Annotated in this window: 21 protein-coding genes and 1 pseudogene; 13 read left to right on the forward strand and 9 right to left on the reverse strand. The window is 35.1% G+C overall.

The annotated features are described in order from the left end of the window. Positions 1-67: 67 nt before the first annotated feature. The 4 genes from QNH69_RS04625 to QNH69_RS04640 are packed head-to-tail and all read right to left on the reverse strand — an operon-like array spanning position 68 to position 4,853. On the reverse strand, positions 68-1,177 hold the full coding sequence (locus tag QNH69_RS04625; protein ID WP_282929407.1) for an ABC transporter ATP-binding protein: 1,110 nt from the start codon (positions 1,175-1,177) through the stop codon (positions 68-70). Next, the gene (locus tag QNH69_RS04630) at positions 1,165-1,833 is read right to left on the reverse strand and encodes a hypothetical protein (RefSeq protein ID WP_282929408.1); all 669 of its coding nucleotides are present in this window, start codon (positions 1,831-1,833) and stop codon (positions 1,165-1,167) included. The genes QNH69_RS04625 and QNH69_RS04630 overlap by 13 nt, the downstream gene beginning before the upstream one ends. Continuing rightward, positions 1,820-3,673 carry an ABC transporter ATP-binding protein gene (locus QNH69_RS04635; RefSeq protein WP_282929409.1) on the reverse strand — a complete coding sequence of 618 codons (1,854 nt, stop codon included), beginning with the start codon at positions 3,671-3,673 and terminating at the stop codon, positions 1,820-1,822. Before QNH69_RS04635 ends, QNH69_RS04630 begins: the two co-directional genes overlap by 14 nt. Beyond that, positions 3,660-4,853, reverse strand: a complete 1,194-nt coding sequence (locus tag QNH69_RS04640; RefSeq protein ID WP_282929410.1) for a winged helix-turn-helix domain-containing protein — start codon at positions 4,851-4,853, stop codon at positions 3,660-3,662. Before QNH69_RS04640 ends, QNH69_RS04635 begins: the two co-directional genes overlap by 14 nt. A 236-nt stretch (positions 4,854-5,089) precedes the next feature. Here QNH69_RS04640 and metG point away from each other — a divergent pair, with 236 nt between their 5' ends. The 5 genes from metG to QNH69_RS04665 are packed head-to-tail and all read left to right on the forward strand — an operon-like array spanning position 5,090 to position 9,435. After that, a complete protein-coding gene (metG, locus tag QNH69_RS04645; RefSeq protein ID WP_282929411.1) occupies positions 5,090-7,042 on the forward strand; it encodes a methionine--tRNA ligase in 1,953 nt (650 codons plus the stop codon). After that, positions 7,042-7,803: a TatD family hydrolase gene (locus QNH69_RS04650; RefSeq protein ID WP_282929412.1), complete on the forward strand. Its 762-nt coding sequence runs from the start codon at positions 7,042-7,044 to the stop codon at positions 7,801-7,803. The genes metG and QNH69_RS04650 overlap by 1 nt, the downstream gene beginning before the upstream one ends. Further along, positions 7,800-8,330: a ribonuclease M5 gene (rnmV, locus tag QNH69_RS04655; RefSeq protein ID WP_282929413.1), complete on the forward strand. Its 531-nt coding sequence runs from the start codon at positions 7,800-7,802 to the stop codon at positions 8,328-8,330. Before QNH69_RS04650 ends, rnmV begins: the two co-directional genes overlap by 4 nt. Beyond that, entirely contained in the window at positions 8,327-9,178 is an 852-nt protein-coding gene (rsmA, locus tag QNH69_RS04660; protein ID WP_282929414.1) for a 16S rRNA (adenine(1518)-N(6)/adenine(1519)-N(6))-dimethyltransferase RsmA, read from the forward strand. Before rnmV ends, rsmA begins: the two co-directional genes overlap by 4 nt. Positions 9,179-9,207: 29 nt before the next feature. Next, positions 9,208-9,435, forward strand: coding sequence for a glutaredoxin family protein (locus QNH69_RS04665; RefSeq protein WP_282929415.1), 228 nt, complete (start codon positions 9,208-9,210; stop codon positions 9,433-9,435). 919 nt (positions 9,436-10,354) lie between these two features. Here the strand turns inward: QNH69_RS04665 and QNH69_RS04670 are convergent. From QNH69_RS04670 to QNH69_RS04685, 4 genes and pseudogenes are all read right to left on the reverse strand, one after another. After that, positions 10,355-11,260 (reverse strand): annotated as a pseudogene (locus QNH69_RS04670) (IS3 family transposase); the annotation flags it as partial. A 53-nt stretch (positions 11,261-11,313) separates the two neighbouring features. Further along, positions 11,314-11,775 (reverse strand): transposase, encoded by a 462-nt coding sequence (locus tag QNH69_RS04675; RefSeq protein WP_282929416.1) that lies wholly within the window; start codon positions 11,773-11,775, stop codon positions 11,314-11,316. Between the two features lie 171 nt (positions 11,776-11,946). Further along, positions 11,947-12,768: a hypothetical protein gene (locus tag QNH69_RS04680; RefSeq protein WP_282929417.1), complete on the reverse strand. Its 822-nt coding sequence runs from the start codon at positions 12,766-12,768 to the stop codon at positions 11,947-11,949. Continuing rightward, the gene (locus tag QNH69_RS04685) at positions 12,755-13,372 is read right to left on the reverse strand and encodes a hypothetical protein (protein ID WP_282929418.1); all 618 of its coding nucleotides are present in this window, start codon (positions 13,370-13,372) and stop codon (positions 12,755-12,757) included. The genes QNH69_RS04680 and QNH69_RS04685 overlap by 14 nt, the downstream gene beginning before the upstream one ends. A gap of 88 nt (positions 13,373-13,460) precedes the next feature. On the opposite strand from QNH69_RS04685, the gene ilvA reads away from it, so the two are divergent. The 8 genes from ilvA (at position 13,461) to QNH69_RS04725 (ending at position 23,118) form a co-directional block, all read left to right on the forward strand. After that, positions 13,461-14,645 (forward strand): threonine ammonia-lyase, encoded by a 1,185-nt coding sequence (ilvA, locus tag QNH69_RS04690; protein WP_282929419.1) that lies wholly within the window; start codon positions 13,461-13,463, stop codon positions 14,643-14,645. Further along, positions 14,642-16,069, forward strand: a complete 1,428-nt coding sequence (locus QNH69_RS04695; protein ID WP_282929420.1) for a UDP-N-acetylmuramoyl-L-alanyl-D-glutamate--2,6-diaminopimelate ligase — start codon at positions 14,642-14,644, stop codon at positions 16,067-16,069. Before ilvA ends, QNH69_RS04695 begins: the two co-directional genes overlap by 4 nt. Continuing rightward, positions 16,066-17,274, forward strand: coding sequence for an aminoacetone oxidase family FAD-binding enzyme (locus QNH69_RS04700; RefSeq protein ID WP_282929421.1), 1,209 nt, complete (start codon positions 16,066-16,068; stop codon positions 17,272-17,274). The genes QNH69_RS04695 and QNH69_RS04700 overlap by 4 nt, the downstream gene beginning before the upstream one ends. Next, a complete protein-coding gene (locus QNH69_RS04705) occupies positions 17,267-18,559 on the forward strand; it encodes an NAD(P)-dependent oxidoreductase (protein ID WP_282929422.1) in 1,293 nt (430 codons plus the stop codon). Before QNH69_RS04700 ends, QNH69_RS04705 begins: the two co-directional genes overlap by 8 nt. Positions 18,560-18,567: 8 nt before the next feature. Then, a complete protein-coding gene (locus QNH69_RS04710; RefSeq protein WP_282929423.1) occupies positions 18,568-19,305 on the forward strand; it encodes an alpha/beta hydrolase-fold protein in 738 nt (245 codons plus the stop codon). Between the two features lie 1,129 nt (positions 19,306-20,434). Further along, the gene (locus tag QNH69_RS04715; protein ID WP_282929424.1) at positions 20,435-21,454 is read left to right on the forward strand and encodes a hypothetical protein; all 1,020 of its coding nucleotides are present in this window, start codon (positions 20,435-20,437) and stop codon (positions 21,452-21,454) included. Position 21,455: 1 nt separating this feature from the next. Then, a complete protein-coding gene (gene istB / locus QNH69_RS04720; RefSeq protein ID WP_282929425.1) occupies positions 21,456-22,199 on the forward strand; it encodes an IS21-like element helper ATPase IstB in 744 nt (247 codons plus the stop codon). A 145-nt stretch (positions 22,200-22,344) separates the two neighbouring features. Next, on the forward strand, positions 22,345-23,118 hold the full coding sequence (locus QNH69_RS04725; RefSeq protein ID WP_282929426.1) for a TraX family protein: 774 nt from the start codon (positions 22,345-22,347) through the stop codon (positions 23,116-23,118). Positions 23,119-23,666: 548 nt separating this feature from the next. Here QNH69_RS04725 and QNH69_RS04730 read toward each other — a convergent pair. After that, the gene (locus tag QNH69_RS04730) at positions 23,667-24,842 is read right to left on the reverse strand and encodes an FAD-dependent oxidoreductase (RefSeq protein WP_282929427.1); all 1,176 of its coding nucleotides are present in this window, start codon (positions 24,840-24,842) and stop codon (positions 23,667-23,669) included. Positions 24,843-24,889: the final 47 nt, after the last annotated feature.

The raw sequence follows: 24,889 nt of genomic DNA on the forward strand, positions 1-24,889 counted from the left end.
AGTATTGGCAATTAATTTTTTAAAAAACTCCTATTGGACAAGTAAATGTCGTTATAGGAGTTAGTTTTTAGTTTGTGTAATACTTAGCTTGTGACTTATATAATCTTGAGTAGATGTTGTCGTATTTCATGAGATTATTATGGCTGTCGTAGGCTTTCACTTTGCCCTCGTCTAGGAGGAGGATTTTGTCGGTAAATCTTGATGAGCTCATCCTGTGGGAGATGAAGATTGCAGTTTTTCCTTCAGTCATTTGGTTGAAGTTTTCGTAGATTTTCGCTTCTGCCAATGGGTCTAGGCTTGCTGTTGGTTCATCTAGGATTATCAAATCTGGGTTTTGATATAGACACCTTCCTATGGCAAGTTTTTGCTTTTGGCCAAGGGAGAAGTCTGTTGCATCTTCAAATATATCCTTGTTTAGATAGGTATCAAAGCCCTTATCTAGGCCATCAATCCTTTCCTTTAATTCTAGCTCATTTAAGATTTGATCGATTTTTCCTTCATCATAGTCTTTTGTTCCAATTATATTTTCTTTTATGCTAAAGGGCATGATGGCAAAATCTTGGAGGACAGCTGAGATTTTTTTGTACAAGGATTCTTTTTGATAGTCATTTATATTTCTGCCATTGTATAAAATCTCTCCCTTATCAACTTCAAAAAACCTCAAAATGAGCTTAACTATAGTTGTTTTTCCGGCATTGTTGACTCCAACTATTGATATCTTATCTCCTTTATTGATCTTAAAAGAGATGTCATCTAAGATTAGTCTGTCGCTTCCTGGATAGGCAAAGGATACATTTTTAAATTCTAAACTTTCAAAGTCTGATGCTTGGTAAAGGTCTTCTTCACTTTCTACTTCTAGGTTCATAAATTCGTATAGGGGTTCTAAGTTTCTTAGAGTTATAGAAAAACCGATTGATTCTGAGAACATCTTTTGAAAAGACGTCATAAAGTTTTCGTTGGCCCTTATGATTGCAGAGAAATCTCCAAAGGATATTTGTGGACCGTAGGAAGCAGATAAGGTTCTCATGGCTACATAGGAGTAGGAAACTATCCTAAGTATTGAGTCTAGGAGAATCTTTATAGATCCAAAATTTGCCTCGTAAGTAAGGGAGTCGTTAAACTTTATGGTTATATCATCTACAAAACTAGAAGTTTTACCTTCTATCATCTGACCCATGTCGTAGGCTCTGATTCCTTTTGGAATTTATCAGCAGCCATTAGGGAAAAGTAATAGGAAAATCGTCTATTGATGCTTATCATTTCTTGGTCGATTTCTTGGCTGTAACTAGCTATGTTTTTGTCGATTAGGATTATTAGTATGGATATAATAAGTGAGAATATGACCAAATATGGGGAAAATCCTATTATTATAAGGCCGGTACCGACTATTACTGTGATGCCCTCTATGATATCTTTAAGGCAAAATAGGAGCTGGTGGACTTGTCCAAAAGTTATGGCAGAGCTTGCCTTTTCTTTCATATCCAAGACCTTAGTATCTTCTATATTGTAATAGGTCAAATCCATAGCCTTTTTGCTTATCTCAAAAGATATGTATTCGTTGATTCCCTGCCTTCTAATAAATTCCAATCTATTAAACCACCTAGATAGGCATTCTATGGCAAATTTTGCTATAAGAAGTATTATAATTTGCCTTATAAATTGATCCGCTGGCTTTGGATCAATCAATTGGTTGATGAAGATGCTTGGCACGTAGACATTTATCAAGGTTCCAAGTCCAGGAATAATTGACTTTAATAAAAGCATAATTATATACAAGGGATCATTTTTTGCCATCATTTTTACCAGCATCCACAAGGCTTTATATTTCATCATTTTCCTCCTGGTAGTATTTCTTTTGACTTTCATACATTTCTTTGTAGAGACCATTTTCTTTCAAAAGCTCGTCATGGGATCCGTATTCTTTGATATTTCCTCCATCAAGGAGCATGATCTTATCACAAAATCTTGTAGAAGCTAGCCTGTGAGAGATGAAAATCAAAGTTTTCCCTTCTGAAATATCATCGATTTCTTTATAAATAGCTTCTTCTGCTAAGGCATCAAGACTTGCTGTAGGCTCATCCATTATCAGAGAGTAAGTATTTTCCTTATAAAGAGCACGAGCTATGGCTATTTTTTGATTTTCTCCTCCAGAAAAATTGGTCCCGTCTTCTTCTATATTTTTTGTCATTTGTGTATCTATGCCATTTGGAAGCTGGTCTATTTTGTAGGAGAGTCCTGCTTGGTCCAGACATTGGATTACTTTCTGCCTATCAATATTATCAGAACTAGCTGCTACATTTTCTGCTATACTTACTGCCAAAGGCTCTACATTTTGTAAGACTGTGGCAAAGGCTCCAAAGCGGTTTTTAAGATCTATTTCTTGGCTGTCTATATCATTTATATAAATCTTTCCACTTGTAGGTTTATATAGACCTAGGATAAGGGAGACTATGGTAGACTTGCCAGCTCCGTTTACTCCAACTATGGCAATTTTTTCATTTGCCTTGATCTTAAAAGACAAGTTTTCAAGAACTAATTTATCACTTAAAGGATAGGCAAAGGACATGTCTTTAAACTCTATGGATATTGGCCCTGATATTTTCTCATCTCCACAAGTTGGCTCCAGGAGAGCTTTTATAAAGTCGTAGCCATCGGCAAAATACCTAAAATTTGACCTGGTTTCTGAAAGTTTAATAACAAAGTTAGAGATGACACTTACATATACACTAATAGATGTGATAATCAGTGTCAGACTTTTTAGGTTAATGGCATTTTTTATCACTTGCCCGCTTAGGTAATAGTAGCTAACTGCTTCTATGCCAACTAAGAGTATGGCTAGGACTGGGGATAGGTACATTTCTGGTCTTACAAATTTTCTTGAAAGCTTATACACATCGTCAACCATAGGCCCAAAACCCTTTATGAAATTTTCCTTGAAAGAAAATATGCGGATATCTTTAGCGTAGGTAAAATCACTTGCTTCTTTGTAATACCTGGATGCTTTCATAGATACTTTTTGCAGTTCGATATTGTGCTTATGCCTATAGGCATCTGTATAGTTTCTAATCAGAAGCTGCAATATTATAGAAAGTATCGCAAAGGCAAAAATCAGTGGGCTTAATCTAAAAATAATTATAGAAATTATTACAAAGGATACAAATGCTGATAGCAAAGGGTACATATCGTGGTAGATTCCCTCTAGGCCCTCGGTATTGTTTGTAAATGGGACATAGGCCTTGGAAGCTTCCGCAGAAAAATGGGAATTTTCTAGAAGGCCAAAGTCCATATCCATAGATTTTCCAGCAGCATCCATAAATTTATTCATTCTAGATTTCATGTAAATTGCATAGGTCTTATGATCTATTTGATGGGATATGACCGAACAAAGTAAAAACAAAATTCCATAAATAGCAATTGTCAAAATCATGGTTTTAAGATCACTTTGCTTTTCTATAAGATCGACCAAATAGTACATTATAAAGGCCTGCATTACAGGAATCACGCCATTTACTAGGGGATAAATAATTAGTGATAGTTTTATTTTCCAATTATCCTTAAATGGCTCATAGGCGAATTTTAATAGGTCAATTATAGAGGGTCTATCCTTGTGGAGATAGTATTTGATAGTCTCTTCGTCTTTTAAATATTCAGCTAAGTTTTTATTTTTCTCCATGGTCGTTCTCCTTGATATCTTCACTAAATTTTGTAAGGTTATCTATCAAATATTCAAATCCGTTTTTTCTCAGATAATAATAGTACTTGCGACCTTCCTTGCGGATTCCTACAAAGCCACAAATTAGAAGTTTATTGAGATGGTAGGAAAGGGTTGCAGGAGTGATGTAGAGCTTATCTGAAAGCTCCTTGGCATAGTAGTCAGATTCCTTTAGGTAATCTAGGATTTGGATCCTGGTTTGGTCTGATATTACTGTAAGATATTGGCTGATACTTAAGAGTTTGTGGCTTTCTTCGTTATTTTCATACTTATCAACCAGAACACCCAGCTTTACTGCCTTTGTATATCCATTAAAGTCCACATACCTAAACATCTGAGTATGTGGGGCAAAAAGTAGGATGGATATGGGAATTTCTAGATCTGCCGTATTGATCATTTCGTCTAAGCCAACTTGTTTGGCAAAATCATAAGCTATCTTATAATTTGTATCAACCAATTTATCATAACTTTCACATATTAGATCATCTAGGAGGTGGACTTTATCTTCGATAATCTTGGATAGTTTATTAAGTAAGGGCATAAGCCTTTGATACATATCATCAGTATTTTGGTAAGCTCTTAGCAGAGTCATGGTTTCCTTATCTGTAAAGGGTGAATTTGAAATATAGTCTATCATTTTGGAGCTATCCATATATTCTTTTAGCTCTTCATATGTCCTAATGCCAATTTCACCAAGACTTAGATAATCCAGGCCCAGATATTGGTAAAAAAATATGTCATAAAGTTCTTTAAAGAAATCATAAGTCAATCCATTGTTATTTTTCCTATCTAGGTTTTGAAATATAGATAGCATAAAAGGGAAGTAATTTTCATCTCCCTCTTCGTAGATATAGAAAAGATTTAATATATCCTCGTTTTTTTCGTCAAAGAATTCTTCGATTAGAAAATAGGCTTCGCTTCTTACTTCCCTTAGAAAATTCATATAAGCCGGATAAGAGTGGTAAATATCTTCCATTTGGACAACTTCTTTGGCAGAATTTTTGTAGTTGACATAGGAATCCTTCCAGTCAATGTTTTGTGGGTTAGAGTGAGCTAGGTAGTCTGTATAATTGAAAATCAAAAGTCCTGCTTCATTTTCAAAGTCTATATTCTTTTTTATCTTAAAAATTGCTTTAGTCATTACAAGTCCTTTCTTAGATTACAATCTAATAATAGATAGTTAACTTAGATATATATTTGTTAGCTCTATTATAGATTGAAATCTGTCTAATTTCAATAGACTAAAGTTTGATATTAATCTAAGATAAAAGGCTTGTAAAAATATCATAATTAAAAGACCACAATAGTTGGGTAGATAATAAGTTTTGAAGTATGATATATCTATATAATTTCGTTTAGTTTAAGAAAGGATAGGAAATGACAGAAAAAAAACCATATTATATAACAACTCCAATATACTATCCTAATAGTAATCTACATATTGGAAATACTTATACATCAATTATTGCTGACGTTTTAAAAAGATACAAAACATTAAATGGATACGATACCTACCTTGTTACAGGTACTGACGAACACGGTCAAAAAATCATGCGCTCAGCCATAGACCATGGCACAAGTCCACAAAAATTTGTTGATTTAATTGCTGAAGAAACAAAAATTTTGTGGGAAAAACTAGAGATTGAATACGATACTTTTATTCGTTCTACAGAAGACCAACACGAAGAAGATGTTAAAAATATTTTCACCAAACTTTATGACCAAGGTGATATCTACAAGGGCGAGTACAAGGGATACTATTGTACACCATGCGAAACATTTTGGACTGAAGCCCAGCTTGTAGATGGCAAGTGCCCAGACTGTGGTCGCGATGTGGAATACCAAGAAGAAGAATCATATTTCTTTAGACTATCCAAATACGAAGATAGGCTAAAAGAATTATTTAAAGAGCATCCGGAATTCTTAGAGCCTGCCTTTAGACAAAAGGAAATGCTAAATAACTTCATAGACAAGGGCCTATCTGACCTATCTGTGACCCGTAATTCCTTTGACTGGGGAGTAGATGTTCCTTTTGACAATGAGCACGTAGTTTATGTATGGATAGATGCTCTATCTTGCTACTTATCTGCAATCGGCTATGGGGATGACCCACAAAAATTTGAAAAATATTGGCCAGCAAGTGTTCACTTGATTGGTAAAGATATAGTTCGTTTCCATACAATAATTTGGCCAGCACTCTTGATGGCCCTAGATTTGCCACTACCAGAGAAAGTTTTTGCTCATGGATGGATTCTTTTCGACAATGACAAGATGAGTAAGTCCAAGGGAAATATCATGTATCCAGAACCACTAGTTGAACTTTATGGTGTGGATGCTCTTAAATACTTCGTCCTACGTGAGTTTAACTTTGGATCTGATGGTAACTTCTCAAGCAGGAAATTTATGGAAAGATACAACTCTGACCTAGTAAATGACCTAGGCAACCTACTTTCTAGAACTACATCAATGATTGATAAATATAACGGTGGACTTGTAGCAAAGGGTAGTGTGTCAGACCACTTTGATGATGAATTAAAAGACTTGGCAGGTAAGACCTATGAAGCATACACCAAACAAATGGATGCCTTTGACTTTAATGAGGCCCTACAAAGCGTGTGGACATTTATCAGACGTGCCAACAAGTATGTAGATGAGACAGAACCATGGATACTAGGTCGTGATGAAGCCAACAAAGAAAGATTAAATACAGTCCTATATAACCTAGCTGAATCACTTAGAATAGTTGCCCAACTAATAGAACCAGTGATGAAAAACACTACAAAAGAAATCTTGGAAAAACTAGGCACAGATAACAAAGGCTTTGAATCAGCGAGTGAATTTGGCCTACTTGAAGAAGGTGCCAAAGTAACAAAGGGCAAAAACCTATTTGATAGACTTGATATAGACGAAGAACTAGTAAAACTACACGGTCGCAACAATGAATTGATCGAAGAAAGACTAGGTAAAAGCACAGATTCTGACGATAAAGAAGAAGATGAACTTTCAGAAATTGCCTATGAAGACTTTGCAAAAGTAGAACTAGTTGTAGGAAAAGTCCTAGAATGCAAAGACCATCCAGATGCTGACAAGCTTTTAGTATTTACAGTAGATATTGGGGAAGAAACTCCAAGAACCATCATTTCTGGTATCAAAAAATGGTACAAGCCAGAAGAATTGGAAGGCAAAAATGTAATCGTGGTTAAAAACCTAGCCCCAAGAAAAATGCGTGGTATAGAAAGTCAAGGCATGATTTTATCAGCTGAATTTGGCGAAGACCTTGCAACACTTACAACCCTAAAAGATATGAAGCCAGGAAGCAAGGTTTCTTAATGAGATTAATTGATTGTCACTGTCACTTGACAGATGAGGCTTTTGATGATGACAGGTTATTTATAATAAATGACCTGTCTAATTTTGCTATTAAGGGGATAATAAATCCAGCAACCAATATCGAAGATTCAAAAAAAACCATAGCCCTAGGGGAGAAGTTTGACAATTTCTACCCTATGGTAGGCATTCATCCAGAAGAAGTGGACCAGATAAAAGATAAAGACTTAGAAGAATTAGAAATTTTGGCAAAAAATGACAAAGTCGTTGCCATAGGCGAGATTGGTCTTGATTATTATTGGAAAGATGACAACAAGGATAGGCAAAAAGAAATATTTATCCACCAATTACGACTTGCAAGAAAGCTTGACTTGCCAGCTGTAACCCATGTAAGGGATTCTAAAGATGATGTGATTGAAATTTTAAAAGACTACACAGACCTTAAAATCCAAATCCATTGTTTTTCCGATGACCTAAAGACTCTAAATACCTATATGGACATGGGTTTTTATATTTCCATAGGCGGAGTTGTGACCTTTGCTAATGGTACAAATGAGCATGTGGCAGCTAGAAATGTTCCTATAGAAAGGCTTATGCTTGAGACTGATAGCCCTTACCTTACACCAGAGCCATATAGGGGACTTAGAAATGACCCAAGACGTGTGGTAGAGGTAGCTAGAAAGATAGCAGAACTTCGAGATATGAAGATGGATAAGCTTGCCAAAAGAACTTACAAGAATACCGTGGAGTTTTTTAATTTATGATAAAAGAAACTATTGTAGTTGAAGGAAAAGATGATATAGCCAATGTAAAAAGAGCTATCGATTGTGAAATTATTGCAACTAACGGCCTTGCCTTTGGCAAAGATCTCATAGAAAGACTTAAAAAAATAGATGAGCGTACAGGCATCATAATTCTTACAGATCCCGACCATGCTGGCAAAAAAATCCGTGATAAGATTGCTCGCCACATTCCAAATGCAAAGCATGCCTATATTGATAGGAAACATGCCATCAAGAAAAATGACCTGGGCGTTGAAAATGCAGACCCTGAGATAATAATCGAGGCCCTCAAGAATGCTAAGGCAGAGATAGTGGAAAAAAGAAGTGAATTCGTGATGGCTGACTTGGTAAATAACGGCCTATCGATTGGACCTGGCTCAGCAGCAAAACGTGAAAAACTTGGAGATATACTTGGCATAGGATATTACAATTCCAAGCAACTATTAAGCAAATTAAATTCCTTTGCCATAAGTCGTGAGGAATTTGAAAGGGCGGTAGAACAGCTATGAAAAAATTATATTCACCAAAGGTTGTAAAAGAAATAATTGATTTCTATGATTTTAAATTCAAGAAATCTCTAGGCCAAAACTTTCTCATAGACAAGAACTTCGTTGATAAGATAGTCGATGCAGCTGAAATAGAAAATCAAAATGTCCTAGAAATCGGTCCTGGTATTGGAACTATAACCTATGAGATGGCAAAAGTCGCCAAGAAAGTTGTCGCAATTGAGATTGACCAAAACCTTATCCCAATCCTAGATCAAAACCTAGAAGAATTTGCCAATACCCTTGTAATAAATGAAGATATCCTAAAAGTTGACCTAAAAAACTTGGTTGAAAAGGAATTTAATGGGGAAAACTTCAAAGTAGTTTCAAATCTTCCTTACTACATTACAACCCCAATCATAGAAATGCTCATCACATCAAATCTACCATGCACCGACATGACCATCATGGTCCAAAAAGAAGTTGGCCAAAGGATGCTTGCAGATGAAAATGATAAGGAGTATAGTTCATTATCGGTCTTTGTAAAATTTTATTCAGAGGCAAAATTCTTGGTAAACCTACCAAAATCAGTATTTATGCCCCAACCAAAGATAGATTCTACCATATTAAATCTAAGGCTTAGGCTTTATGATGACAAAGTTAATCAGAAATTGCTCTTTAAACTAGTAAGAGCTGGTTTTAACAAGAGAAGAAAAACTATACTAAATTCACTTTCTGATGTAGCCAGCAAAGATGACCTAAGACTAGTTTTTGCAAATCTAGATTTAAAGGAAAATCTTAGGGCAGAAAACTTATCCGTAGATGATTATATAAATTTGGCCAATGAATTAGAAAATGTTGGGTATAAATAAGTAAGTAAGAATAAAATAAGGAGATAATAATGGCAGATATAAAAGTTTATACATCAAATACATGTGTTTTCTGTAAAGCAGCAAAACAATATTTCAATGAAAATAATATAGAATTTACAGAAATGAACATAGACGAAAATCCAGATGCAGTAGAATACCTTGTATCAAAAGGTTACAGAGGTGTTCCAGTAATCAGCATTGATGGAGAAGATATAGTAGGCTTTGACAAAGCAGCTATAGAAGCAAAATTAGCTTAAAAAGAAGAGGGTTAAGGCCCTCTTTTTTGGTGGAAAAATTTAAGGAAATAGAATGTATTTTCAAGAGATCCTTCGTTAGGTAGGTCCAAAAAGGACCTCGATAAGATGATAGTCTTTTGATATCATTTATCGAGTATGTAAGTTTAATAATCAAAAAAGAATTAGATAAGTATACTTCTTATCCTAATAGCTATAAACTACCCATAATTTCTATCCCACAAGGTTCAACGATATAAGCTAAACTATAATGAAATATGAAAAAGATACTTTTATTTTTAGAAAATAAACAAAATCTTTTTTGAGTTTTAATATCTTAGTTTTATTATTGCTTTAAAGTATAACTTCGACACCAGGGTGCAGGGCGGTAGAGACGATTAGCCCGTCCGGCTCATGGAGGACAGGCCCCTTATGCCCTTCCCGATATCTACAGTATGATCTAAACACTTATTAACTATAGTTATATAAATCTCTTATAAATACCAATATTATCTACTGTAACTCCTATCCCTTAGGGGAAAACCCAGGGGACCTTCGATTGTCCCCGCCGGTTTCCCCCTAAAACCCTCATTCTGCCGCCCCCTTAAACGACCACTCGCGTGGGGCGGAGTATTATATCTACATCAAAAATTGGGTTTTATCAATCTCAAATTTCTAAAAATCGCAAACTCGCTACGCTCAAACAGTGCGATTTTCTAAACGAAATTATGAGATCTAAAAACACCAATTTTTTCCACTACTAAGCATAAAAACACTTATATTTAATGGTGCAGTAAGTAGTGACATTAACTAAAATAAAAGAATTCTCGAAGAGAACTTCTACTGCTCTGCGCACCACGCAGTGGCGGTGGGGGTGTAGAAGGTTTTGGGGGGTTGGGGGAAAGTGTACTGCACCCCAAAAGTTGTACCTACTTTTGTTTTCCTATTGTATACTTTCGAAGTATTTGTTCCTGTATTGGACTGGGCTACAGTAGCCCAGCCTTTCTTTTATTCTCTCGTTGTTGTAGTATTGTATATATTCTTCTATTGCTTTTTCTAGTTGTTCATAGCTGTAGTAGGTTTTGCCTATGTATATTTCTCTTTTTAGTATTGAGAAGAAGTTCTCCATTATGGAATTGTCTAGACAATTCCCTTTTCTTGACATGCTTTGTTGTATTTGATTGTCTTCTAATGCTTTCGTGTAGGCTTCTTGTTGGTACATCCAGCCTTGGTCTGAATGAAATATTTTTCCTGATGTGCCTGATGTTGCTTTTAAGGCGCCTTGTAATGATTTGTCTACTGCCACATAGTTTGGTACTTTGCTTATTGAGTAGCTTATTATTTCTAGACTATACATGTCTAGGTATGGCATTAGGTACAACTTTTGTGTTTGCAGTTTGTTGTTTTTACCTTTTGTGTAGTATTTCATTTCTGTTGTGTCTGTTGTTATTTTTGTGTATGGGGCTTCTGATTTGAAGTTTCTGTTTATTATGTTTTCTGATGTTTTGCCTACTACTCCTTTGTATGATCTGTATTTGCTTGTTCGTTTTGAGTAGTTTTTTACTTGTAAGTTTTCTTCTTTGGTTATTTTTAGTACTTTTTTGTGGTTTACTTTTATGCCTTTTTGATGGAGTTTGGCTGTTATTCTTCTGTAGCCATAGCATGGGTTTTCTTTGGCTATTTTTTTGATTTCGCTTTTTATTTCTTTATCTTTGTCTTCTTCTTTTTCTTTTCTTTGCCAATACATGTAGGTAGATTTGCTTATTGTTAGTTCTTTTAACATAAAGTTTAATGGATATTTGATTCGGAGTCTTGTTACTATTTGACAGTCTAGTCTTGTTTTTTCATATCTTTTGAGTTCTTTGTTTCCTCTTCTTCTAGTAACAGACTCCTCAACGTTTTTTAATAGTCTAGTTCAAATTGAGCTTTTTGTAGGTCTTCTTGGAGCTGTTTTATTTCTTCTAGTGTTAGTTCTTCTGGCTTTTTATTTTCCATGATACAATTTTCTCTTTCTATTTTTAGATCAGGGATATATTCAAATACTTCTCCTTTTTTGTATTTGCTATACCACTCTTTTACTGTTGATGAGTCTCTTATCCCATATATGTTGGCTATTTCCCTGTTTGTTAAGTTTGTTGTTAGTTTTAATTGTATCACCTTTTTCTTTATTTCTGTAGGATAGTTTGTTGTTGTTTTTTGTTCTTTTAGTCCATCTTCTCCAAATTTATTGTATTTGTCTACCCATTCTTTTATGGTTTTGGGATCTTTTACTCCATATTTATTTGCTAATTGTTTTAGGGTTTTTGCTGAGTTTATGTACTCTTCTACTGCTTTTATTTTTAGTTGATAATCGTAGCTTGTCATTTTTCCTCCGTTGCAGTTTTTGGTGCAACTTTTGGGGGCTGGTACAAAGGAAAAAGGGGTCTCCGTTACCCCTAATTCCTATCCCCCGAAGTCGAAGCTAAATCTTAAAGTCAAGTTAATATATTTCTTACTTGAAGATTATAGAGATAAATAGATATTAAAATCTCACCCTTATGGCTTACTTATTTCAACATTTTGTATTTTGCCATTTAGGCCACCAAAGATGATTGTATAGCCATCTGAGCTTTGTAGATAATAGTGCTTCATGATTTTACTCTTATTATTTGGATCTTCTATAAGTTTATCTTTAAATTCCCCTTTAACATTATAAATGCTATCTAGGAGGGTGTGGCCCATTATTTCAAAATCCCAGTTATTATCCATAGCTTGGATTTGGAAGGAATTTACGTTCTTTTTGTTTTCATCTAGGCCAAGTTCTATAGCGTAGGCTTCTGTTTTTGCTATAGAATCACTGTCCCCATCAGTAAACCAAGTTGGTTTAAGCTCATTTGATTTGCCTAGCTTGCTTAGAGAAACTCTATTATCTCCAAGATCCCTATACTCGTAGCCATTTTCTATGAAGTCATCTATAGTTAGTGGCCATTGGTAAAGTTCGCCTTCTAGGATAAAGGAAGCGTCATCTCTTCTTTTGGTAGTGTAGCTAGTCTCTGGTGTAAGTTTTGTATAAGGGTTTTCCACTGGTTTTAAAAAGACTTCGGCAGCGTGAAGTAGGGGAAAGGTAAAGATAAATATAAGGTTTATAAGCAAAAACAAAACTACTTTTCCCTTATAATCTTTATTTACTCCATCGACAATAGCAAGCAGAGTCCCTACTAGTCCAAGGCTAGTGCAAAATAACACAGCTAATTTAAGTGGCCTATCATATCCTAAAAAATTGATGTATGAATATCTAAATATAAAGCAAATAATTAGGATAATCAGTGATATGAGGGGCAAGACCCTATATATTTTTTCTAATTTAGTTTTTCTCATAATCTGCTAACCTTTCATTAGGTATAATTTCAATTTGTATTAGTTTATCATCTTTCATAGTAAAAATCACCACATATTGGCCATTTAGATACATATAATACTGGTCATGGTTTAAATATATGATCTCTTTATCAGCAAGTTTCTCCTTAATTTGGCTTATGTTATCAGCCATTTTAATATCATCTAGGGAAAAATCCATACTTCCAAGACCATCTTTTGTAAGTTTGATATATGATAAGGATAATTCTCCTATATCAGAGTTTGCTCCAGTATTATTTGTAACTTGTCCAAAAAAGCTTGCTTGATCTTTGCTAAAGTAAATATCACAAACTTCACCCACGTCAAGATTTTGGATATCATCTGTAAAATCCTGGCCCTCTTTTTTTATCTTATATGTGAAGCCGTTTTGTGCAAAGCTATCTACTAGGCTTGGGAATGTGTATGAATAGCCATCTATTTTAAAATCACCTTCAATATTTTTCCTATGATTTTCTTCGGCCATATCTATATTTTTTTGTAAAGAAAAATTGTTATACATGAAATCACTTGCCTTATCACAAGATGATAGGCTAAGGCAAATAAGCAAACTTAAAAATATTTTCATTAATTTATACCTCATTGGTTAATTGTATCAGATATTTTACAAGATTTAAATAAATTAAATGTTATAATAATAGATATAGGAGGATATTATGTTTGATTTTAATAGCGCAAAAGAAAGAGTAGACAAGGTTACAAATAGAACCCATTTGTTCTATTCAGATTATTTTTCAGGAATATCTAATAATAACGTATACATAAAACCAGAAAATTTACAAAAAACTGGTTCCTTTAAGATTAGAGGAGCCTATAATAAGATATGTAAATTGAGCGAAGAAGAAAAAGCAAAGGGTATTATTACAGCTTCTGCTGGTAACCACGCCCAAGGTGTAGCTTTTTCTGCAAATGACCTTGGCATAGATGCGACAATCTGTATGCCAGAACAAACCCCAATGATCAAGGTCGATGGAACTTTGAAATATGGAGCAAAGGTAGACCTATTTGGTGAAAACTTTGATGCCTGCAAGGACCACGCCCTAGAACGTGCAGAAAAAGAAGGACTTACTTTTATCCCACCTTTTGATGACCTAGATGTCATAGAAGGCCAAGGAACCATAAGCCTTGAAATCTTAGAAGACCTAGAATATGTGGACTATGTAATTGTCCCTGTAGGTGGTGGTGGACTTATAGCTGGAGTTGCTAAATGCATCAAGCAAATTAGCCCACTTATCAAAGTTATTGGTGTTGAGCCAGTATCAGCCGCTTCTATGAAAGAAGCAGTTAAAGAAGGCAAAGTTGTAAAAGTAAAGGGAGTAGACACTATAGCTGATGGTACAGCAGTTGCAGAAGTTGGTAAATATACTTACGAGATTTGTAAGGACTATGTTGACGACTGGATAACTGTAACAGATGAGGAGGTTTTGATGGCCTTTATCAATCTAATGGAACGCCACAAACTAGTAGCAGAACCATCTGGTGCCCTATCACTTGCAGCCTTACAGAAAGTTAATTTCTACAACAAGAACGTTGTTTCAATCATAAGCGGTGGAAATATTGATATGAGCTTTATCTCTCAACTTATCAACCGTGGTCTATTTGAAACAGGTAGAATTACAAGAATTAACGTCGAACTACCAAATATACCAGGCAAACTTCAAGAGCTTCTTTCAGATATTGCCTATACAAAGGCAAATGTTGTTACAATTGACCAAGACAGCCTAAGAGAAGCAAGCAGATACAAGAATATAAATGTTGAAATCACACTTGAAACAAATGGTACAGAACATGTTAAGAAAATTCACGATCTTTTAAATAAGAAAGGATACATTATACATTGAAATTTGATGATTTAATCAAAAGGATTGCATATATATCTTACAAAAAACAAAATGATAGTGATATAAGTGATATCACCAATAACTCCCAATATATGGATGGCATTGATACCTTTGCAGCAATAAAGGGCAATGTCTTAGACGGCCATAAGTATATAGAAGATGCCATAGCAAAGGGCGCAAAAACCATAGTCCATAGCGAAGATATAGACTATGTAGATGGGATTAATTATATAAAAGTTGCTGATAGTAGAAAAGCTACTTCAGATATATCAAATATCCTAGAAGACTATCCATCAAAGAAAATGACAGTGGTGGGAGTGACAGGAACAAATGGCAAAACTACAACTTCTTCTTTGATATATTTTCTAATGAAGGAAATATATGGCAAGGCTACAAATATTGGAACTGACGGAGCCTTTGTAAATGGAGCAAGAACCGAGACACCAAATACAACTCCAGATATATTTTTCATCAACAAAGTATTAAACGAGAGTTTAGACCAAGGCATAGATAAGGTAGTCATAGAATCAAGTTCCCACGGCCTATCCCAAAATAGATTAAATGGCATAGACTTTGACTATGGAGTATTCACCAATCTTTCCACAGAACATTTGGACTACCACAAGACTATGGATGGATACTTTGATGCAAAGATGAAACTTTTTGAAGTTGCTAAGGTAAAAATTGCAAACTTTGACGACCCCTATGGCAGAAAGGCAAAGGAAAGATTTGCTGATGTGATTTCTTATGGTACAAGCGATGATGCTGATTACGTGGCCTATGACATAAAGAAAAATGATGGTAAAACAACATTTTTTGTAAAAGACCAAGAATTTACCATAAACACCATAGCAGATTATGAACTTTACAATTCTCTAGCTGCCATTACTGTTCTAAGTCAAATGGGAAATGACCTAGGAACAATTGCTGATAACTTAGTTAAATTTAAGGGAATTCCATCAAGATTCCAATATATAGAAAATGATTTGGGCAAGAATATTGTCATAGACTTTGCCCATACACCTGTTGCCTTTGATTCACTATTTAAATCAATACCACAAGATGTGAGGACCTATGCAGTTTTTGGAGTAAATGGCGACAGGAATGAAGAATTTAGAAGGCTTACTGGAAATATCTGTGCCAAAAATGATGTATTTGTAGTGGCAACTACAGATGATAACAAATTCGATACCTTTGAAAATATCACCAATGATTTGATCAAGGGCATCGAAGAATTTGGCGGAGAATATGAGAGAATCGAAAATCGTAAAGAAGCCATCAAGTGGGCTATAAGTCAAGCTAATGAGGGCGATTATATTGTCATGCTTGGCAAGGGCGAGGAGAGATTCTTAAAACACCATGGCAATGAGAAAACTTATTATAACGAATATGAAACTGTTCTAGAGGCTATAAAAGAGCAATGAAAATTCTCGTAATAGGAGCTGGTGTTTCTGCCCTGTTTTTTGCATCATTTATGGACGAGGGTCAAGTTACAATTATTGAAAAAAATGAATTTGCGGGCAGAAAACTTCTAGCAACTGGCAATGGTCGTTGTAACTTTACAAATCTTAACCAAGACAAGGAATTTTTTAAATCTGATAATCCAAACTTTGTGGATTTTGCTATAGATTCCTTTGATTCTAATAAGCTTATAGACTACTTTAATGAAATAGGCATAGCTACTACTCACCTGCCATCTGGTAGGTGCTATCCTCTTACTATGTCAAGCAAGACTGTGAGGGATAGCCTATTTCTTAAGGCATGTGAAAATGCAGAATTTATCTTTAACCAAGAAGTGACGGATATTGATTTTGATAAAAAAATTGTAAAAACCAAGGAAAAGTCATATCCTTACGACAAGCTAGTAATAGCAACAGGTGGCAAAACTTTGAAAAACTCAGGGTCTGATGGCAAGATTTTTGACCTTATAAAAGATAAGGTAAAGGTCACTCCTATGACCTATGGTATTACAAATTTTGAGACCAAGGAGAAATTTTCCAAAAAGGCCAAGGGCACAAAGATTAGTGGCAAAGCAAGTTTGATAGTCGATGGAAAGTATAGCAAATCATCTATTGACGATATTATTTTCCAAGATTATGGCCTTACAGGTACGGCAATTCTAGATATTTCTAATGAATTATCCATAAGCCTAAAAAATAAGGCCAAAAGCCAAATAGAAATCGACTTCTTCCCAGACTTAGCTAGGGAAGATTTTACTAGCTATGTGAGGAATCTTGCAAAAAAATTCCCTGCTAGGACCATAAAAGAGATTTTAATCGGTATAATAAATGAGAAACTAATTGATGATATCCTAAAAGTGGCTAAAATTAGCCCTGATAAAAAAGCAAAGAACTTAAATGCCAAGGATTTTGAAATGCTTTGTAGATCTTTGAAATCCTTGAAATTTAATGTGACAAAAATCCACGATAAGGTAAACGCCCAGGTGACCATAGGTGGGATAGATACAAGATATATAGACCCCAAAACTATGGCTCATGAAAAATACAAGGATGTATTTTTCATAGGTGAGTGCCTGGATGTGGCTGGAGATTGTGGTGGCTACAACATATGGTGGGCGGCTGCATCTGCTTTTGTATCATCAAAGTTTTTAAGGAGTTTGAATGTTTAAAATAAGTAGAAATTTAAATGAAATGAAATACAATGGCGAATCTATAAGGCTTGCTGTAATGGGAGCAGGCAAGATGGGAACATCTTTGATTTCCCAACTAGCCAATATAGATGCCATGGAAGTAAAACTAGTAATCGACAGAACCCCACAAAAGGCCATAGATGCTCTTGTTAGAAGTGGAGTTGCTGAAGATAAAATTATTTATACTGATGATTACAACGAAGGTTATGAAATCCTAGAAAAGGGTTATGTTTGTGTGTCTACAAACTACAGACTTTCCTACAAGCTTATGCAAATAAATGCTGTAGTTGACTGTACAGGCAATCCATCATTTGGAGCTGTTATAGCAAGAAAAACTATCCAATACCACAAGCACATGATTTCCTTTAATGTAGAATGTGAAGCAACAGTTGGACCAGTATTGCACGATATGGCCAAAAAAGCTGGCGTAGTCTATACTGGAATCCTTGGAGATGAGCCAGGAGCTATCATAGATCTTTGCGACCAAGCCTTTGGCATGGGCCTAGATGTATTAGTTTCAGCAAAGGGTAAAAATAATAGACTTGATGAGTATGTGACACCTGACCAGGTAAGGGCAGAAGCTATAGAAAAAGGTTTGAATCCAAAGATGCTCACATCATTTATAGATGGTACAAATACAATGATTGAGCTTAATAGCGTATGCAATGCATTAGGATTCTTGCCAGACACCTTTGGCTGCCACGGCATAGAGACAAGTCCAGAAAATGCAGTAGAAGACTTTAAATTAAAATCTGACGGTGGAGTCCTAGATAATTACAAGGTAGTAGAATTTTCCAAAGGAATGGCACCAGGCGTATTTATCATAGTCACAAGTGATAAGGAAGATGTCAGAGATTTGATGAAATTCTTAGGCTTTGGAGATGGTCCAAACTATTTAATGTACAGACCATATCACTTAACAAGTCTAGAAGCGCCAATTACAATATATAATGCTGTAGTAGAAAATGAACCTACAATAGCACCAATCCAAGGTCAAGTGGCAGATACAGTCACTATCGCCAAAAGAGATATCAAAAAGGGCGAAACACTAGATGGTATAGGAAGCGAAAAGGTATTTGGTAAACTTACTAGCCACACAAGATCAATGAAAGAAGACTTATTGCCAATAGGGCTAATCACTCCAAAGACAGTAGCAAAAGTTGACATCCCAAAAGACACTTTAATAGATATGACAATGGTAGAAATTGACGAAAGAGCTACAATAACAAGATTACGTCGTAGACAAAACTCAATGAAACTCTAGGAGAAGCCATGGACAAATTTGAAATAAATTCCAAATTTTTAAATAGAAACGTGACTTACAATTTTCTAGAAAATCCAGAATCCAACATATACATTTACTTCTTTGACGGTCAAAACCTATTTGACCTAGAAGAATGCTATATGGATGCTACATTTGAATTCAAAGAGGCCCTAGACAAAGCTAAGATTAGTGCAAATGTCGTTGGTATATATGCTCCATACGATTCAAATAGGACAAATGAGTACACTCCATACACTGAGGGTGACCCAGAAGCAGACTACTTTGACGATGACTTTACTTATAAACCTCTAGGCATTGAGACTGGAGAATTCATAGTAAAAGAGCTTATCCCACACATAGAAAAAGATAAGAAGGATATAGTAAGGCTAATAGGTGGAGCCTCCTTAGGAGGACTTATGAGCCTATATATGGGAGCTAAGTACCCTAAGATATTTCATAGAGTCCTAGCCATGAGCTCACACTTTAACATCAACCTAGTAGAATCAGGTCAAATGTTAAATGCCTACGATGGCAGAAACAAGCAAAAAGTCTATATAGACGTAGGAGATAATGAATACCAAGAAGACCCACTCCTATCTAGGTCATATGTGGACTTAAATAAGATGGCCTATGGAGTATTGAAAGATAAAGTCGAAAGCAAATTTGTCTACGCCAAAGGAGCAACCCACCACGAAAGAGACTGGGCAGAAAGAATGCCAGAGGCTTTAACTTATTTGCTAAATTAAGGAAGAATAAATTTTTTGTAAAAAATTTTATATTTAAAAACTAGCACCCTTAAGGGTGCTTTTTTGAATAAATAGATTTTCATATGAATCTTTTTTTATTAATTATATTAACGTAACTGTCATCCTTCTTGACCTATCCCCGGTCCCTTCATCTAGGGTGGCAAATTATATTTACCATCTTCGAGATGAGCTGAAAGCGAATCCGAAGAACCCTTTGCGAAATTGATGGAAGGTCAAATGTAGCGAAGTCCAAAAGCAGGCCACCCGCCACATACAGGGCGATTTGGCTAACGGAGCCTACCGAGGGAGGCCCTTTAAGGCCGACCGAAAGATCTTTATAAAGAATTTTGTAAAGAAAGATTTTTCTTGTTCTAATGAATTATTGTCTTTTATTTTGTTTGTAATTTTAGGTTTATTCTTCGACACCGGGGCGCAGGGCGGTAGGGGCGTTTAGCCCGTCCGGCTCATAGAGGACAGGCCCCTTTTGCCCACGAAAACTCGTTTCTGTCGAAACTTCTGCGTGCTCTCGCACTAAGTTTTCGGGATAAACAACCGAAATCAACGGTTGTTTATCTCCCCGGGCCCTCGACCCATTTCACCCCTCTGCCACTGCGTGGAGCGAATTAGTAAGAATTTGCTGTGCAAATTCTGGCGATTTAATTTGGTGAATTCGCATTATAGACTACAAAAATTGGTGTTTTCTAAATCTTGAATTTCTAAAATCGCAAACTCGCTACGCTCAAACAGTGCGATTTCTTAACGAAATTCTACAATTTGAAAACAAAGCAATTTTCCACCACATTTATGCAGGTAACTGACATACCTGTCATTCTGATTGAGCGCTAGCGAGAGAAGAATCTCCTGGCGTAATGGTTGTCTATGAGATCCTTCGGTCACATTCGTTCCCTCAAGAATGACAGGTGTGCCGGAGTTATTTATGCATTGAATATAATTTATATTATAAAAAAAGAATTCGCGAAGCGAACTTCTACTAATCATTGCCCCACGCAGTGGCGGAGGGGGTGATAGGGGTTTTGATATATCTTATCCTTCAATAGCAGTTTATGTTAGAAAGAAAAGAGAAGCTTCTAAAGAATGTTTCATTAAGCAAGTATATGATTTTGCTGATATGTTAGAATATGACTTTGGTGAACTTAAGCTTGTAATAGATGGCAAACTTGTTAGTTTAAATATGGCAGTTATGAGCTCCCCTGCTTCTAATTTTAGATGGGCTTATCTATACACAAGTCAAAATCAAGATGTATTCTTTGATTCACAAGTAAGATTTTTTAATATGATTGGAGGAATGTATAGAGAAATAGTCTATGATAATATGAGAAATGTTGTTAGTAAGTTCATAGGTAAAAATGAAAAAGAACTTAATCCAAGACTAATAGAGTTTGCCAACTACTATGGCTTTTCAATCAATGTAACCAATTGTTTTTCAGGAAACGAAAAAGGTCATGTTGAAGGAAGTGTTAGGATAATTAGAAAGGATGCTTTTTGTGAAAAATATGAGTTTGATTCAATTGATCAAGCACAAGAGTACTTAAATTCTAAACTTATGGAGTTAAATAAGGACTCTAAGATTAATGAGGAAAAGAAACACCTTCTAGTCCTAAGACCTACTTATGAACTATCAAAAGTATCTTTTGCTAGGGTAGATAAGTATTCTTTAATACAAGTTGATAAAAACAAGTATTCACTACCAGATTACATGGTTGGAAGAACTGTTCTTGTTAGAACTTATGCTAGGGAAATTAAAATATATGTAAATGATAAACTTCTAGCCGTTCATAAAAGAAAAGATGGTGCTAATGAATATAGCATTGACATCACTCATTACCTAAAATCATTAGCACGTAAACCAGGTGCAATTCGTAATTCTCTCGCCTTAAAAAGTCAGCCTGATTTAAAAAACATCTTCGATAAATACTTTACCTCTAACCCAAAGAAGTTCATAGAATTAATAGAACTTAACAAAGATAAGGGTATTGATCAAATAGTTGATATCTTAAATAACTATTCTAACACTAAGAAAGAACTTGATGTATTAGATATTGTAAAAACTGATAAAAAAGAAGCTGACATAGAAATAAAGGCAAGAAAAATAGTGTCCTCCTATGATAGCCTTGTTATTGGAGGCTAATATGAATATTAAAGAAGCTTCTAACATACTTAAGCTCTCTTATCTAAGAGAGTCATATGAGGATTTAATAGAAGAATCATCAAATCTAAACTTATCTAACGAAGACTTCTTAAAACTTTTCTTAGAAAGAGAGGTAGAAAGAAGAAAAAACAACGGGATAGCAAGAAGAATAAGAAATGCTAAATTTATCAACAAGAAATTCTTAGAAGACTTTGATAAAACAAAATATTCTCTAGAACTAAACAAAAAATTTGAATATCTTGAAACACTAAAATTCATAGATAACAAAGAAAACATAATCATGATAGGAACACCTGGTTGTGGAAAGACTCACTATGCAACTGCCTTAGGTATTAAGGCATGTATTGCTGGAAAGAATCTACTCTTTACATCAGTTCCCAACTTAGTAATAGAATTACAGGAGGCAATGAGTAAAAATCAAATTACTAATTACAAAAGAAAATTTGAAAAATATGATTTAGTAATACTAGATGAGCTAGGATATGTATCATTTGATAAAACAGGATGCGAAATATTATTTAATCTCCTCTCATCAAGAAATGATAAGGGATCAATAATATTAACCACAAACCTAAACTTTGAAAGATGGGAAGAAGTATTTAAAGATCCAATGCTAACGGGAGCAATAGTAGATAGACTTGCTCATAGAGCCCATATCATGGATATGTCTAGGGAAAAATCATATAGGATGGAAGATAGTATAGAGTGGTCAAAAAATATTTAAAAATATATGTAAAAGCGCCTTTCCCCTAGGGGAAAGCTAGTAAAAGATATTAAGTATTTCTTTACCATAAGTGGACCATTTTTCGGTTGCATTTACAGAAGCTTTTTATTATACTGACTACAGAACGAGAAAGGAGAATATATCAATGTCTGTTCAAAATAATAAACGATATCAATTTAACGAATTTCAAATTAAGCTGTTTATGGCAATGCTTATGGTATTAGATCATTTGCCACATATTCCAGGACTGGTGCCACCTTTATTGGTAGGTATATTCCATGCAGTAACACGTTGCGTGGGGGTATGGTTTGCATTTAATGCTGTAGAAGGTTTTCTGCATACAAGGAGTCAGATTCAATACAATCTGAGATTGTTTGGCTGGGCTGTATTTATGGCTGCTGGAAACAGTTTGATGGAAGTATTATTAAGAAGCAAAGATATTCATATTGATAATAATATCTTTTTGACACTGGCACTGGGTGTATTGATTCTGAATATAAATGCGGATTCCAAAAAGCGGTTCGTAAAAAATAGCTTAACAAGAGTGCTTCAAGTGTTGTTGGAAATTGGTGTATTTATTGTAGGATTCATATTTGCCGAAGGTGGTAATATTGTAATTCCATTTATGCTTATTACATATTTGTTTAGAGGATCACCTAAAAAGCGAAATTTGATATATATTATATATGCAGTAATTCTTGCAGCGTTGTCTATAAGTGATACATTCAATTATGAGGATCCAATGATTGCTTTGGATATGATGTTATATAATTCGGACTGGTTATTTATTACAGTTCTTCCATTTATGTATCTTTACAATGGGGAACGAGGCAAAAATAACAAATTTACAAAATATTTCTTTTATATTTTTTATCCTGCCCATTTGTGGATTATTGCGATCATAAGCTATTTTGCATAACAACAACGGAGGTTTTATAACGTTATATTGCCAACAAAACATCTCGGCAAGGTATATGAAGAAGATCCCTATACCGCTTTAAGCGATATCAATTTCAGCTGGATTGTACAAATAGGTGTTGACAATCCACATGGTGCGGTAGTACGGAGGAGCTTCGTAAGAAGCGAGTTTTCGCAGAAATGGGTTTAGGGGATTGGGGGAGTTAAACAGCCGTTGATTTCGACTGTTTAATCCGGAAACTCAGTGCGGTAGCACGAAGGAGCTTTGCAAAAAGCGAGTCTCCGTAGGAAAAAGGGGTCTGTCCTCTGTGAGCCGGACGGGCTTATTACCCCTAATTCCTATCCCCCGAGGTGCAACGGTACAGCCTCAAAATATAACAAAATTAAAGACAATTATTCCTTCTGCAATAAAAAAATATTTTTTGCTGTTTTTTACAACACTGTGATTAGTCCTAAAAAATAATGTCTATATAATGACAAAAAGATTTTCGATTATTTTCTAAAAATAATCAACAAAAAACCAGGCTTGTTGCCTGGCAAAAATATTTTTTATTTAAAAATTTCAGCTAATTTAGTTTCTTCTAGTTCTTTACCAAAGAATACCACATCTTTCACATCATTTTGATATTTGATGTCACCCCATAGGATTCCTCCTACGTATTGGTTTTCTTTTTTGAATAGTTTGTAGATGTTTCCGTCTTTTTCTGCTTTGATTTCTTCGATTCCTTCACCAGAGCTCATTCCTGCTGAGAAGATTTTTGTATCTCCAATCATTAGTGTTGAGAATGGCTTTGGTTTTTGGTAGTGCTCATCAGATCCTGTCATATTGTGACCAGCAATTCTTCCCATTTCTTGGCTGCTTGTCCATAAGCCTATTGTGAAATCTCCGATTTGTGCACAGTCGCCTGCTGCAAATACATTTTCTTTTTTGCTTTGTAGGTTGTCATCAACTACTATGCCACGGTCTACTTCAAGGCCTGATGCTTTGGCTAAATCTATGTTTGATCTTACTCCGGCTTGGATCATTATAGCATCTGCTGGGATTTCCTCGCCATCAGAAAGTTTGATTCCTTTAACCTTGCCATCTTCTACTAGAATTTCTTCTGTGAATTTACCTGTATAGGTTTTGATGCCCATTTCATTTAGGTCTTTTTCTAATTTTGCTGACAATTCTTTATCTAGTTGACGAGATAGTAGGTAGTCAAAGCTTTCTATAACTGTTACTTCTTTGCCAAGTAGTAGGGCAGAGTAAGCTGCTTCAAGTCCTAAGATTCCACCACCGATAACTACGACTTCTTCTTTGCCTTCTACATAGGCCTTAAAGTTCATAAGGTCATCTTTAGTTCTTATGGCAAAGACTCCTTCGCTTTCAACATTTTTTATTGGTGGGATAAATGGTCTTGCTCCTGTTGCAAGTAGTACTTTTCCATACTCAATCTCTTCCCCTGTTGATAGGTGAGCAATGTTCTTGTCAAGATCTAGCTTTTCTACTGCTGTTTCAAGTTTTTCTTCAATATGTCTTTCGCTGTACCAAGGTTGTTTTTTCACATAGATATCATCTTCGTTGAATTCTTTTGAAATCAAATCAGATAGTCTAGTTCTCCAGTATGTGCTTGGTTTTTCTGATGATACTATTAGAATACTAGCCTCAGAATCTTTTTTTCTAATTTCTTCTGTTGCAGATAAGCCTGCAATACCGTTTCCAATAATCAAATAATCGTACATTTTTACCTCTTTTAAATTAATTCTTTACTTATTACCATTATACATGA

The sequence above is a fragment of the Anaerococcus sp. Marseille-Q7828 genome, from assembly GCF_949769285.1.
GTDB lineage: Bacteria > Bacillota > Clostridia > Tissierellales > Peptoniphilaceae > Anaerococcus.